The 13,201-nt window shown below is 64.6% G+C and carries 14 protein-coding genes and 1 pseudogene; 10 read left to right on the top strand and 5 right to left on the bottom strand.

What is annotated here, in order from left to right:
* The 5 genes from VFW69_RS06590 to VFW69_RS06570 all read left to right on the top strand — a co-directional run.
* Positions 1–520 (top strand): CoA transferase (locus VFW69_RS06590; protein WP_526499370.1); only part of this gene is annotated, 520 nt, incomplete at its 5' end.
* A 1-nt stretch (position 521) separates the two neighbouring features.
* On the top strand, positions 522–863 hold the full coding sequence (locus tag VFW69_RS06585; protein ID WP_526499368.1) for a hypothetical protein: 342 nt from the start codon (positions 522–524) through the stop codon (positions 861–863).
* Between the two features lie 20 nt (positions 864–883).
* Positions 884–2,050, top strand: a complete 1,167-nt coding sequence (locus tag VFW69_RS06580) for a thiolase family protein (protein WP_526499366.1) — start codon at positions 884–886, stop codon at positions 2,048–2,050.
* Positions 2,047–2,481, top strand: a complete 435-nt coding sequence (locus VFW69_RS06575) for a Zn-ribbon domain-containing OB-fold protein (RefSeq protein ID WP_526499364.1) — start codon at positions 2,047–2,049, stop codon at positions 2,479–2,481. Before VFW69_RS06580 ends, VFW69_RS06575 begins: the two co-directional genes overlap by 4 nt.
* Positions 2,478–3,128, top strand: coding sequence for a PadR family transcriptional regulator (locus VFW69_RS06570; protein ID WP_526499362.1), 651 nt, complete (start codon positions 2,478–2,480; stop codon positions 3,126–3,128). Before VFW69_RS06575 ends, VFW69_RS06570 begins: the two co-directional genes overlap by 4 nt.
* On the opposite strand, the gene fadD1 is transcribed toward VFW69_RS06570, so the two are convergent.
* From fadD1 to VFW69_RS06555, 3 genes are all read right to left on the bottom strand, one after another.
* Complete coding sequence (gene fadD1 / locus VFW69_RS06565; RefSeq protein ID WP_526499360.1) at positions 3,067–4,779, bottom strand: fatty-acid--CoA ligase FadD1; 1,713 nt, start codon at positions 4,777–4,779, stop codon at positions 3,067–3,069. The genes VFW69_RS06570 and fadD1 overlap by 62 nt on opposite strands.
* 226 nt (positions 4,780–5,005) lie before the next feature.
* Positions 5,006–6,007: an RNA polymerase subunit sigma-70 gene (locus VFW69_RS06560; protein WP_526499358.1), complete on the bottom strand. Its 1,002-nt coding sequence runs from the start codon at positions 6,005–6,007 to the stop codon at positions 5,006–5,008.
* Positions 5,973–6,569, bottom strand: coding sequence for a DUF899 family protein (locus VFW69_RS06555; protein ID WP_526499356.1), 597 nt, complete (start codon positions 6,567–6,569; stop codon positions 5,973–5,975). The genes VFW69_RS06560 and VFW69_RS06555 overlap by 35 nt, the downstream gene beginning before the upstream one ends.
* A gap of 316 nt (positions 6,570–6,885) precedes the next feature.
* Between VFW69_RS06555 and VFW69_RS06550 the strand changes: the two genes are divergently transcribed.
* Both VFW69_RS06550 and VFW69_RS06545 read left to right on the top strand, forming a co-directional pair.
* Positions 6,886–7,380 (top strand): DUF6632 domain-containing protein, encoded by a 495-nt coding sequence (locus VFW69_RS06550; protein ID WP_526499354.1) that lies wholly within the window; start codon positions 6,886–6,888, stop codon positions 7,378–7,380.
* Positions 7,381–7,680: 300 nt separating this feature from the next.
* Positions 7,681–8,709 carry an NmrA family NAD(P)-binding protein gene (locus VFW69_RS06545; RefSeq protein WP_526499352.1) on the top strand — a complete coding sequence of 343 codons (1,029 nt, stop codon included), beginning with the start codon at positions 7,681–7,683 and terminating at the stop codon, positions 8,707–8,709.
* Between the two features lie 445 nt (positions 8,710–9,154).
* On the opposite strand, the gene VFW69_RS06540 is transcribed toward VFW69_RS06545, so the two are convergent.
* Positions 9,155–10,306 (bottom strand): LLM class flavin-dependent oxidoreductase, encoded by a 1,152-nt coding sequence (locus tag VFW69_RS06540; protein WP_526499350.1) that lies wholly within the window; start codon positions 10,304–10,306, stop codon positions 9,155–9,157.
* Positions 10,307–10,686: 380 nt separating this feature from the next.
* Positions 10,687–11,028, bottom strand: a complete 342-nt coding sequence (locus VFW69_RS06535; protein ID WP_526499348.1) for a hypothetical protein — start codon at positions 11,026–11,028, stop codon at positions 10,687–10,689.
* A 254-nt stretch (positions 11,029–11,282) separates the two neighbouring features.
* Between VFW69_RS06535 and VFW69_RS06530 the strand changes: the two genes are divergently transcribed.
* The 3 genes and pseudogenes from VFW69_RS06530 to VFW69_RS06520 all read left to right on the top strand — a co-directional run.
* Positions 11,283–11,999: a hypothetical protein gene (locus tag VFW69_RS06530; RefSeq protein ID WP_526499346.1), complete on the top strand. Its 717-nt coding sequence runs from the start codon at positions 11,283–11,285 to the stop codon at positions 11,997–11,999.
* Positions 12,000–12,110: 111 nt separating this feature from the next.
* Positions 12,111–12,926 (top strand): SDR family NAD(P)-dependent oxidoreductase, encoded by an 816-nt coding sequence (locus tag VFW69_RS06525; RefSeq protein ID WP_526499344.1) that lies wholly within the window; start codon positions 12,111–12,113, stop codon positions 12,924–12,926.
* A gap of 20 nt (positions 12,927–12,946) precedes the next feature.
* Positions 12,947–13,165 (top strand): annotated as a pseudogene (locus tag VFW69_RS06520) (NAD(P)-dependent oxidoreductase); the annotation flags it as partial.
* Positions 13,166–13,201 lie beyond the last annotated feature (36 nt).

Raw genomic sequence — 13,201 nt, 5'->3', positions numbered from 1 at the left:
CCGTGGTCCGGGAGCCAGCCCCCAGGGCGTGTACCGATGCCGTGGTGAAGACGAGTGGGTGGCGCTGGCCGCGATGGACGGCGCCGCCCGCGCGGCGCTGGCCGGCCTCCTCGGCCGGCCCGGGCTGGAGGAAGCCGGCTGGGCGGAGCGGGCAGACGACTTCGACAAACTGATCTCCGCTTGGGCTGCGGGGCAGTCGGTGGGCGAAGCCGTCGAGGCGCTGCGCACGGCCGGGGTGGCCGCCGCGCGCGTCACACCGGCCGCGGCGCTGCTGACCGATCCGCAGCTTCGGGCCCGCGGCTTCTGGGAGATGGTCGACCATCCCGTCGCGGGCTCCTTCCTATGCACCGGAATGCCTTTCGCGTTTCTGGGCAGGCCGCGGCGCTGGATCCGGCGGATGCCGCCGCTCTACGGCCAACACACCGATGAAGTGCTGACCGAGGTCCTGGACTACCGCCGGGAGGACCTCGCCGCCTTGCGGCAGTCCGGAACCGTCAGCGCCCGCCCGGCGGGTCTGTGATATGGCGGTCAGCCTGTGCGTGCCGCCCCGGGCCGGGGAGCTGTGTGCACCGGTGCGATTTTTGGTGCGCCATGACTCCGTAGTGATGGAGCTGACCGCCCGCCATCGCATCATCAGCGTCGAATGGGACGACGACGAGCGCGCGGTCGCGATGGTCGTCGAGATCACCGACCCACAGACGGCACGGCCGGTGGACGTGCGCATCGACGTCGTGGAAATCGGTTTGGCGGCCGGCACCGGAAAGGGCGACGCGCGCGCCACAGCGATCGGCACCATCACCCGCGACGGGCGACGATATGAGGTCCGCGGCACCTACCTGGGTGTCGTCGCGGACGAAAACTGAAGGGCTGTAACTCAAATGGAATGTCAGTGACAGCGGCGAAGCGCACCGCGGCGATCGTCGGAGTGCATAACACCCGTCAGGGGCGCCGCCTGGACGGCGAAACCTCACGCGGCCTGGCGATCAAGGCGATTTTAGGGGCACTCGACGATGCCGGCCTGACTCTCGAGGACGTCGACGGCATCAGCGCGAGCCCGCAGTCGACGTCGTTGATCTACGACCTTCGTATCGGACCGGCCTGGCAGGGACTGGCTTTCGGGGTCGGCATGATCACCGAAGCGGTCACCGCCATCGAGCACGGCATGGCCGACGTGGTGGTGCTGGTCGCGGCCCAGGCCGGCGAGTACCGGGATCACGAGGCCACCGCGCCCTGGACCCGGCCCGAAAACGAATTCGTCGCTCCTTGGGGCATGTTCACCACCGCCGAGTTCGCGCTCATCGCTCGGCGCCACATGCATGCCTACGGCACGACGCGCGAACAACTTTCGATCGTGGCTGCGACGATTCGCAACAACGGCTCCCGGAATCCCGAAGCTGTCTACTACGACCGTGGGCCATTCAGCCCGGACGACATCACCGCGTCCCGGCCCATCGCTGACCCGTTCCATCTCCTGGATTGCGCCACCACCTCCGAAGGAGGATGCGCGCTCGTGGTGGCCAACATCGATGCCGTCGACGTTGCGGGTCAACCCATCTACGTCCTGGGCAGCGGCGCGGATTTTCACGGCCCGTCCTATCAGCACCCCCCGGCGTACGACCTCGCCGGGCGGCGCGGCGATCACGTCAACGGCGTGGTGGGGCGGCGTGCCGCCGAGTGCGCGTTCAACCACGCCGGGTTGCGCCGCGACGACGTCGATGTGCTGGAACTGTACGACCCGTTCTCCTTCGAAATCATCCGTCAGCTCGAGGCTTTCGGCTTCTGCGGCGACGGCGAGGGCGGCCCGTTCGTCGCCGACGGTCACATCGCCATCGACGGCAGCCATCCGATCACCACCGACGGGGGGACCATGTCGTTCAGCCACGCGGGCGCCAATCCGCAGATGATGCAACGGGCGATCCGCGCGGTGCAACAGCTGCGCGGCCAGGCCGGCGACCTTCAGGTCCCCGACGCCCACGTCGCGTTGTGCAGCAACGGGGGAGCGGGGGCCCTGTTCACAACGGTCCTGATCCTGGGAGGTGAACCACGGTGACTTCAGATCCATTGCGGCCCCAGAACGGGCCCGTCCCGCACGCGAGCAGCCACGTCAGCGGTCCGTTCTGGGAGGGATGCCGGTCCCACGAGCTGCGCTACCAGCGTTGCGCGGCTTGCGGACTGGCCAACTTCCCGCCGTCCGAGCATTGCCGGCAATGCCTTTCGGAGGACATCACCTGGCAACAGGGCGGCGGCCGTGGCGAGATCTACAGCTGGACGGTCGTTTATCGGCCGGTCACAGCGGAATTCGAACCACCCTATGCGCCGGCCATCGTCACCCTGGACGAGGGCTATCAGATGCTGACCAATGTCGTCGGCGTGGCACCTGAAGATCTCGACGTCGGCATGCGCGTGCGCGTGGAATTCCACGGCGTCGGCCCCGACGTGACGCTCCCGTACTTCACCGGCGCGGAAACGGACAGTTCGTGAGCCCCAGAACCACCAACGGCCTGCCGGTCACCGCCTATCTGGTGCTGGGGGTGCTGGCGGCCAACGACGAGCAACTCACCGCCGGCGAGATCAAGATGCGCGCCGAACTGTCGGTGGGCCACTTCTATTGGTCTCCCTCAGTCAGTCACGTGCGCCGGGAACTGACCCGCCTGCTGCAGCGAGGCCTGGTCAGCGAAACCGGCGCACAATCCGGCAAGCGTGCCATCACCTTGTACGAGACCACCGATGCCGGCCTCGACGCGCTGCGCCGCTGGGTCCAGCACTTCCCGGGTCAGGAGCAGGTGGTCATCAAACACCCCGTCATTCTCAAAACCTGGCTGGCCCGCGGCCAGGACCCCGAACACGTCCTCGACACCTTGGACCGGCATCTCGACGCGACCCGGGCCCGGCTGGACGAGGCCTTGTGGTCGCGGCAGCGGTCCGTCGATCTCGGCATCACCGACGACCCAGAGCAGCGCTACTCCTTCGCGGTGTTGGACTACGCGATCCGCGGGCTGTACGCGGAGATCTCCAACATCTCGCAACTGCGCGACGAGATCGCCGGCGGCACAACCCGAGACCCCGTCAAACGGGTGCGACGGTCGAAGGGTCAGATCCGGCGCCGGGTACCGAGGAGCCCTGCCTAGCCGATGGTGGCGACCCGTCCCCCGCAAGCGGGAGGTGCCCCCAGCGCCCGGCTCCGCCGCCCTTGCGATCGCCACGGACGGTGTAGGCCGTGCCCCGAGGTTCGCGCTCCCACAGCACCTCTCCCGCCCCGATGTCGGTTCCCTGAGCGATCAACTGGCGCTTGAGCACCTTGTGGGTGGCGGTGCTGGGCAGGTCGGCGGCGATGCGGACGTAGCGTGGGCGGGCCTTGGGAGACAGGTCGGGCTGCGCGTCCAGGAACGCCTCGAATTCGGCGGGTGCAAGGGTGTGGCCGTCGTTGAGGACGACCGCGGCCATCACCTGGTCACCGACGTGGCCGTCCGCGACGGCGTATACCGCAATACGGCTGATCGCGCTGTGCCGCAACAGAATCCGCTCGATCGGAGCGGCAGCCAGGTTCTCGCCGTCCACCCGCATCCAGTCGGTGGTGCGCCCGGCCAGGTAAATCCAGCCGTCGGCGTCACGATAGGCCAGGTCGCCGGACCAGTAGATGCCGTGGCGCATGCGTTCGGCATTGGCGTCCGGGTCGTTGTAGTAGCCGGTGAAGAAACCCGAACCCGCGGTGTTGACCAACTCGCCGACCGCTTCGTCGGCGTTGATGAGCGCCCCGTCGGCGTCGAATCGGGCCACCGCACATTCGGTGACGGTGTCGCTGTTGTAGATCGCGATCCCATCCATGCCCTTACCGATCGAGCCCTTGGGGGTGCCTTCCTCGCGGATCACGATGACGGCGTTCTCGGTGGAGCCGAAGCCGTCCTCGACCTGCACACCGAAGCGGCGGCCGAACTCGTCGATGTCCTTGTCGTTGGCCTCGTTACCGAAGGCCACCCGCAGGGGGTTGTCGGCGTCATCGTCGCGTTCCGCGGTGGCGAGGATGTAGGCCAGCGGCTTCCCGACGTAGTTCATGTAGGTGGCGCCGTGGCGACGGATGTCGTCGAGGAAACTGCTCGCGGAGAACTTCGCCGGCACCATGGCGGCACCGGAGCACACCGCTGGCGCCCATCCGGCGACGACCGCGTTGGAGTGAAACAGCGGCATCGAGACGTAGCAGGTGTCCTGTTCGGTGAGGGAGAAGCGCTGGACCAGGTTGAGACCGGCGAACGTCGCCATGAGGTGTGATACCTGCACCGCCTTGGGATTTCCGCTCGTCCCCGAGGTGAAGATCATCATGAAGGCGTCCATTGCGGTGACCTCGCGGTAAGGTTTCAGCTCCCCGCCGGCATCGAGGAATTCGCTCCATTGCGGTGTCGAAGAGTCGAGGACCTGCGTTGCCCCGAGGTCCAAGCCGTCCAGCAGCGGCCGGTGTTCGGCGTCGGTGACGACAAACTGGCAGTCCGCGCGCCGAACGTCGGCGGCCAGCGCCTCACCGCGCCGGGTGGTGTTCAGGCCGCACAGGACGTAGCCGCCGAGCCCGGCCGCAGCCATCTGGCTGACCATCTCGGGGGTGTTTCCCAGCAGGGCGCCGATGTGCATCGGCCGTCGCGGGTCGGCGGCGGCCAACAGGGCGGCGGCCCGCGCCGCGGCGCCCGCCAGGTACTGACGCCAAGTCCATTGCATGTCATGGTATTTCACCGCGACCTCAGGATCGGATAAACGCTTGCGCAGCAGCGCTTGAATCGTGTCGTCAGCCATCCGTCGGATTCACCCTCACTCCGCCGTCCTACGAGACGAGACGGTCCGTCTTATCGTAGCGGGCGGCTCAGTTCCGCAAAAGCGCGGCGGGTGGTGGGCAGCCATCAGCGCCCCCGGGGGCTGACGGCTGCTGGCGGAGTGGACGTATTTGAAATCTGCGCTATTCCCCTGGTTCGGCCGCCTCCGGGCGGATCGCGAGGTCGGCGGTTATGAGTCGCTCCGGTCATCATGTTGCGTCGGTCGACAGCTCCTGAGGCAGGTCGAATTGATGTAACGCATGGATGTCCATGAAGGCCGCGATTCGGCCGACACCCTGCGAGTTGAAAGTGAGGACGTGTAAGGCGTGCAGGCGATGCTGGCCGTCAGCGGTCGCCGGGTACAGGGCGACAGCGGGTTGTCCGTTCGCCGAAGTGCGTATGACTGGGGTCTTGCCGAAGGCACGCATGCGCGGGCCGAGGAAAGCGCCGATCGCCGCGCCGCTCTGAAACCACGTAATAAACGGTGGCATCTCATAGCGTGCGTCCTCGGTCAGCACCGCGACCAGTTCGTCGACGTTTGCGTTTTGAAACGCGGCCACATACCGGTCGAGCAGTTCACGCTGGCGCTGCTCAGACGGCTGCACCAGCGAAGCGGTGTCTGCGGGCAGACGTGTGCGAGCGCGTTGTAATGCGCTGTTGACCGCAGCCACGCTCAGATCGAGCAGCGCCGCGACTTCGGCTGCAGACCAACCCAATACCTCGCGCAGAATCAGCACCGCGCGCTGCCGCGGCGGAAGAAGTTGGAGCGCGGCGATGAAGGCCAGCCGCATGGTTTCACGCGCAGTCACTACCGTGGCCGGGTCGCTCGTCGTGGCGGCCAGCAACGAATCGGGGGCCGGCTGCAGCCAGGTCAGCTCCGGATCACCGGCCAGCACGCGCGCGGTGGGGTCGGCGGCCGGGGCATGTATGTCCGATGGCAACGGGCGACGCTTGCGGCGCTCAAGGGCCTTCACGAACGCCCGGGTCGCGATGCGATACAGCCAGGTGCGCAGAGATGAGCGCCCTTCGAAACCCTCGTAGGCCCGCCACGCGTCCAGGTAGACGTCCTGCACGACTTCTTCGGCGTCGTCGACGGAGCCGAGCATGCGGTAACCAAAGGCGATCAACTCGCGCCGATACGGTTCGGCTAGCCGCGCGAAGTCCTCGCCCCCGCGATCAGTGGTGATACTCATGACGATCCGGGGTTCCATACGTGTCGTGCCGCGGCCATTCATTAATGTAGCGCTGCCGGCCCGGCGGGGTCAGATTCAGGAACCGCTGGATGCTCAGCATCACATCAGCACCCACACCGTAGGCCGAATAGGTGTGAAGCACCTTGCCGCCCTCCTGGCCTGAAGCGCTCACCCCGTGCCGGTCGGCACCGTTGGTGGCACCTACTCCCGTCCCTCGCGGCACCAGCGTGGCCTTGTCCTTAAAGCCGTATTCGATGGATGCGATCGACTCATCGCTGCTGATCTGGAAGTCGTAAATCGAAGTCGCTGTGCGGCAGGGCAGTTGCGATCCCATGCGGGCCTTGAGCTGGCTCAGCCGGGCGTATGGCACCCGCGACATCAACGCCACTGTGGTGTCGGCGTCCTCGTTCAGATGGATCGGATCGGGCATGTTGTCCACGGCGAACGAGCAACTCGGACAGCCCTCATCGATGTCGTGCAGCCACATGAAGTGGTAGATGATCAACTGGCTGCGGCCCTCGAACAAATCGATAAGCGCCACCTTGCCGTCAGGTCCCTCGAAGGCATAGTCCTTGTCCACGGCCGCCGCGGGAAGGGCGCGGCGTGCCCGGCCAGCGCGGCGAGCCGCCCACTGGCGGCCTTCTCCTTACCCAGCAGGTCCAAGCGCGCTGCCAACCACTCCTCGCGCGACGCGGTATGTGTGATTTTCATGCTGACTCCTTTCATCAGCAGTACTGAGGGCTCCACCGGTCAAAACTCATCGGCTCATCTCGCCGGGTCGGCGACGGCCCGATGAGTTTGAACACGGCGCCGCCTCTGTACATGCGTACCCACCCGAGCGTCCTGCGCATCCAGGGCGTCCATCTCACACAACGACGAACTTAAGGAGCACAGCGATGAGCACAACCCCAACCGCCCAGCGAGATCCGTCTCGAGGGCTGGCGGCGTTTCGCCGCTTCCTGCGCATCTATGGCGTGCTGACGCTGGCGATCTTTGGTTTGCTATTCCCGGGATTCCTCGCACAGTCGCCGCTGCTGGCCGAGCATCACGGAGCGTTGAACTGGACAATTTGGAACGACGTGCGGTGCGGCAGTGAGCATTTGCACGTGCCGCCGATGCTGATGGTGATCTATATCGTGTGGGGCGTGTTTTTGCTGCGCGCCGCGAGCGACCCCCGCAGCTATGCCTCATTTCTGAATTTCACGATGTGGGCCAACCTTGCTCACGGGATGCTGATGGCCGTGCAGGCAGCCACCGAGATCTCTCACTACTGGAGCAAGTTTCTCACCGACATACCGTTCGTGTTGATCCTTTCGCTGGGAATCTACCTGTGGCGTCGCGCGGATCGGCCGCAGCAGCCGCCCGCGGCAATCGACAGTGCGACTACGTGATGAGTCTGCTATGAGCACTGTCGTCTATGAGACCACCGGGCCGCCCGACGCAAATCACGACGACCAACGAGCCCTGCAACCAGCTAGGCCCAGCCCCGATGGAGCCCGGTGCGGGCCGAGTTACAACGTATTTGGAAAGGCGTCATGCGGCCGTCACTACAGCGCAGGTGGGGCGGGCCGTGTTTCCCGCGGTGAGCGGCCGAACAATGCGGGGTGACGCCGTTGATCAGGCCTATGTGCGGCCGTTGATCGTTCGGGTCGTTGATCTTCCGCAACTGACACTGACTTGTTTGGGGTGTCGTGGGCGCGGATGTATCGGTCGGTGGCGGGTCGGGAGCCGATGAGTTTGAGGATCGCCGCCTCTGTATATGGCGTACCGATTGCTTTCGCTTTGAGGAGGAAGTGGAGATGACGCAGGCTGGTTTGACGCGTTTCTTGATTGTCGGCGCTGGTGGAAGTCATGGGGCCACGGGCAACCATGTGGCGCGGCAGCTGCTCGCGCGAGGGCTCTCGGTTCGGGTGTTTGTTCGCCAGGTTGATGAACGGGCCGACGAGCTCGGGGGGCTTGGCGCCGAAATCGCTGTCGGCGATATTCGCGACTACGAGGCTGCGTGTGCAGCGCTCAATGGCGTGCAACGTGCGTACTTGACGTACCCGATTGCCGAAGGGCTTCTCGAGGCGACGGCCACCTTCGCCGCCGCGGGAAAGCACACGGGTTTGCAGTCGTTGGTGAACATGTCCCAAATCACGGCTCGCCCGGATCACGCGAGCCCCGCCGCACGCCAACACTGGTTGGCCGAGCGCGTGCTCGACTGGTCGGGGATCGGTGTCACGCACCTGCGCCCTCCGTTCTTTTTGGAGAATCTAGTCATCTCCGCCGCCACCATTGGGACCGAAGGCAAGATCTATCTCCCGTACGGCCAAGGCCGGCATGCCCCCGTCGCGGGCGAGGACATCGCCCGTGTGGCCGTCGGCATCCTGACCAATCCTGGTAAGCACAGAGGCAAGACGTATATGCCCACCGGCCCTGTGTCGATGTCGATGACTCAGCAGGCGGGCGTTTTGAGCCGCGTACTGAGCCATTCAGTGGAGTACGTGGACATCGCCGTCGAGCACTGGCGGCAGGCCCTATCCCAGCTCGACAGCATGTCGCGTTACTTGATCGAACACCTCTCGGCTGCGGCCATGAGCTGCCAGCACGGTGAATTCGACGCGGTGACCGACGTGGTCGAAACGATCGGCGGCGTAGCGCCCCAGTCGCTGGAGGCCTTCATTCGCCAACACCAAACCATGTTCGGGGCACCGCAGGAGACTCGTCAAAATACCTAACGACCTGTTCGCGCCGGCCCACCGGGGCGTGTTGGACTTCGACGTCGACTCGGCCGTGCCGGGTTCGCTATCGGCATGTAGGCCAGCATGACGCAACAACTTGTGATTATGATCCCGGCACGACGAACCGATCACCGACATGGGAGCGGCCAGATCGCTAGGCGCCTCCGTCATCGATGGCTGCCTCGACCAGACGATCCCGATTCGCGCGGTGACACCAAACCTGATTAAGGCCAACCCTGACGCCCTCAAGGACGTTCGTTTTGGAGATGGACACCAGGACGGTAGCTGTTGTCGATGGACTTCATCGGCCAAGACAAACAGTCCTCTTCGAGCCTTCGCGCTTGGTTATTCAGCCCCGCGACGGCACGCTCATCGACACACAGAACGAGCCGGTGAGGCCCACGACCCAGGACGTCGAACATGCCGAATGTGGCCTACTGGTTCATAGCCTCTTGAGGCCGCGGATTATTCTGCTGAATTGTAGGTTTGAGGCCATGCCCTTCGACAGGCTCGGCTGCAGGATACCGACGTTGGCGATGACGAGATACCGAAGTCCTTGGTCGCGGTATTCCGCGGCCTGCTCGATCACCTCACGTGGACGCCCGTTAAGTGTTAGCTCCCTTATCAAGGATGCGGGCACTTGTTTGGTATAAGACAAAACGGTCTCCTCATCGAGGAGTTGCGGGACGATGTCGTGACCGCCGGTCGCGTCGGCGCCCAGCGGGTGCTGCACGCCGTGGCGAGCCCAGATTTCGGCAGGCGCGAGCAGGGCGGCCGACTTCACGGCGTCGCTCTCAAGTGCCTCGTCCACCTCGTGCCGACTGAATCCGGTGACCACGAACCCTGTGCCTGCCGGTGTGACGGTCTGCGGATCGCGCCCGGCATCAGAAGCCGCACTTCGCACCATGTCCAAACGTTCGGCGTAGCCGTGCTTGCGGGTCACAACGGCCCCCTCCGGGAACCAAGCATCGCCATAGCGCCCGGTGATCCGCAGCATCCGCGGTCCGTGGGCAGCGATCCAAATTTCCGGCCACTTGCCCCGGTAAGGCGGTAGCGCGAACAAGGCATCGCGCAGCGGAAAGTAGGGCGAATCGCGTGAGACGAGTTCGCCGCCGGAGTCCCACAGCGCGCGGACAGTGGCCAGGGCCTCCTCTAACCGGGCCACCGGTTTCGTCCAATCCACACCGTAGGGTTCGTTGGTCACGCGCTCGCCGGTGCCAATGCCGAGGATCGCCCGCCCGCGGGTAAGCAGGTGCAACGTCGCCGCGGCTTGTGCGGTCACCACCGGATTGCGGCGGGCGGGATCGGTCACACCCACTCCAAGCCGTCTCCGCCCCAACCGATTCAGCGTGGTCAAATGCCCCAGCGTCGTCCACGGCTCCAATAGGGCATCGATGTTGGGCACCAACCTGGTTGCCCCCATGTGCTGGGATGTCGCGATTGAACGGGCGAACACCGAACTGACGTGATCGCCGACCCAGAACGAATCGGCACCGGCCGACACGGCGCCAAGGTAATTCGCACGCATCGCTGCCGTCGGCGAGAACCGTGAGTTGAAGATCTGATCCATCACGCCGACCCGGAAACGGCTCACCGCGAGGCCTCGCTTCGTGCAGACGTGGTCGTTGTGGCCATCTCCGGGTTCTCCTCACGATCAACGGTCGGTACGCCATCTACGGAGGCGACGCGATCCTCAAACTCATCGGCCGCGGTGAAAGCATCGATCGAATGGGGCCCTTCGGTGCGGGCCAGGCCATCAGATCAGCCCGCGGCTAGGTTCAATCCGGGTCGAGCCAGTCACCCAGAGTCGTGCACCCACTGCCCCACTGGACCGCATCGCGACCAAGCACCAAACACCTGACCCCGTCGTGGGTGCTGCGCCTAGATGGCGGGCCGAACGCTCTGTCGGCGCCACTCCCCGACCGCGGCGCACAACGCACATCTGGATTGGGGAATGGAGATCATTGCGCGAAATCACCGCATTGTCTCGCCCGGTGCATCCGGTACGCCCGATGGTCGGCAGTCGTGATAGGAGCCGATCAACGCCGCACGCGTCACGACCGGCGGCGTGGCCAGGCGCTGAGCGAGTTCCCGGTGAAACTCGAGGTAAGCGTCGCAGTCCGCGAATGGGTCTGCGGTGCCGTCGAACGCGACGATATGCATGAATCCGACCCCGTCGTCGAGCATCAAGACCTGGTACTGGACTCCCCCGGTATTTCGGGCAGCCAGTTCTACCAGCACGTCCTCGATCAGCTCGCGATTGCGTTGCGCGCCTTCGTTGGTCGTGGAGTACTGCACCACCGCGGCTCTCCTCACCACACACCTCCTACCACTACAGAGGCCGTGGCCCAGCCAGAATCATCGGCGCCGACGCAGTCAGCCGGCCCCAACCAATTGCGCCATGCCCTCTCCGCTGCTGAGGCTTTGTGCGCCGCGGCCGAGCAGATCCCCCTGCTAATGGGGATGGTCATCTGCGATGAGTTTCGGCGACTCGCCGCCTCGATATTGGCGTGGACTCGCTCAGCAAGCCCGCAGACAGCACAAAACCGCTAGTAGTCGTAGGAGCTGAAGTGAACGATTTACTCGATAGCGCCGTCGCCGCACACGGCGGCTTGGACCGGTGGAGTGAAATCACCGCGATCACCGTCGACGCCTCTATCACCGGAGCCCTCTGGCACGTTAAGGGCAAGCCTGATGTCCTCAAGGACGTTCGTCTGGAGGTGGGCACCGAACGGCAGGTGCTGGCGATGGATTTCGTGGGCCAAGATAAACGGTCGGTGTTTGAGCCCCAGCGCGTCGTTATCGAACGCCGTGACGGCACGGTTATCGACGAACGCGACGAGCCGGAGAGCTCGTTTGACGGCCACGAGCTCCAGACCCCGTGGGACGATCTTCATCTCGCCTACTTCACCGGGGAGGCGCTGTGGACCTATCTGAACACGCCGTTCCTCTATACCCGGCCTGGGTTCATCACCGAAGAGATCGCTCCGATCGAGGTCAACGGTGAAACCTGGCGGCGGCTGAAGGCGACATTCCCCGAACACATCAAAAGCCATACCCGCGAACAGATCTCTTGCTTTGGCCCCGACGGACTGCTGCGCCGCCATGACTTCACTATCGACATCGTCGGCGGTGCGACCGGGATGCTCTACGCCACCGGCTACCGCGACGTGGACGGGATCGTCGTCCCCACCACGCGACGAGGCTACGCGTGGCAGGGCGACTACCAGTGCATCCCCGAGCCGCTGCTCGTCGCCATCGATATGGGCGAGATCACCTTCGGCTGAACGGACGTCGCGGCTTTGCCCGGCAATGAAGGTTGATTGCCATTGAGCTAAGAGCCAAACACGTTTGGAAGCAATCAACGCACATAACACATCTCGGAAAAACAATGCCGCATGGCGGCGAATGGAGACAACATCATGTTATTGGAAAACAAGAACGCCGTCGTCTACGGGGCCGCAGGAGCCGTCGGCGCCGCCGTCGCGCGTGCGTTCGCTCGCGAAGGCGCACGCGTCTTTTTGACCGGGCGAAATCTCTACGCCCTCAACAGCATCGCCGAAGAAATCCGGGCTGCCGGAGGATCGGCGGAAGCGGCGGACGTCGATGCGCTCAACGAGCAGGCGGTAACCAGCCACATTGACGGCATCGTCGAGAAGGCCGCAACAGTTGATATTTCGTTCAACTCCATCGGGATTCCGCAACATGGCATACAGGGAATTCCCTTGACCGAGATCGCGTTAGAGAATTTCGCACTGCCGATAGTTACCTATCCGCAGGCCCACTTCCTGACCGCCCGAGCAGCCGCACGACACATGATCGCTCAAAAGTCGGGGGTGGTCCTGATGCATACACCCGAGCCTGCCCGCTTGGGAGCACCGCTGCTGGGCGGCATGAGCCCCGCTTGGGCGGCGATGGAGTCACTCAATCGCGCGTTTTCAGCGGAGTGGGCATCTCATGGCGTGCGTGCGGTCTGCCTGCGCACGACCGGCATGGAGGAGACACCGCAGATCGAGATCGTCTTCGGGTTGCACGCCAAGGCCTATGGCATCACTAGCGAGGAATTCGCGGCCACGATGGCCGGCATGACCCACCGCAAACGGGCAACTGCCCTAGCCGAGCTTGCGGAGGTGGCGGTCTTTGTCGCCTCTGATCGGGCCGCCGCGATGACGGGCACCGTCGCCAATCTGACCGGCGGAGTCATCGTCGATTAACGAGGCTCGAACAGCGCTCGGTTCGAATGGAAGACGCGGTGCGCGCCAGCGGACTCGATTGGACAATCGTGCGGCCGCCACGGCTGACCAACAAACGCCGTACTTGTCACTACCGCACAGCCATCGACCAAAACGTGCGGCGCGGCCGTAGTATCAGCCGCGCCGATCTCGCACATTTCATGCTCGACGCCATCAGCCAGCCAAACACGGTAGGACACACGATCGGTATCGCCTACTGAACGGGGGTGCAGGAGACGCGTCGCCGCGGATCCCGA

Source organism: Mycobacterium sp., assembly GCF_036273375.1.
Taxonomy (GTDB): Bacteria; Actinomycetota; Actinomycetes; order Mycobacteriales; family Mycobacteriaceae; genus Mycobacterium.
The sequence above is the reverse complement of the archived record's forward strand: the minus strand, read 5'-3'. Positions and strand labels throughout refer to the sequence as shown.

Coding starts and splice junctions, on each gene's coding strand:
- VFW69_RS06580 (WP_526499366.1), top strand. CDS start 884: ATGTCAGTGACAGCGGCGAAGCGCACCGCGGCGATCGTCGGAGTGCAT.
- VFW69_RS06525 (WP_526499344.1), top strand. CDS start 12,111: ATGGCGGCGAATGGAGACAACATCATGTTATTGGAAAACAAGAACGCC.
- VFW69_RS06560 (WP_526499358.1), bottom strand. CDS start 6,007: ATGGAACCCCGGATCGTCATGAGTATCACCACTGATCGCGGGGGCGAG.
- VFW69_RS06550 (WP_526499354.1), top strand. CDS start 6,886: ATGAGCACAACCCCAACCGCCCAGCGAGATCCGTCTCGAGGGCTGGCG.
- VFW69_RS06585 (WP_526499368.1), top strand. CDS start 522: ATGGCGGTCAGCCTGTGCGTGCCGCCCCGGGCCGGGGAGCTGTGTGCA.
- fadD1 (WP_526499360.1), bottom strand. CDS start 4,779: ATGGCTGACGACACGATTCAAGCGCTGCTGCGCAAGCGTTTATCCGAT.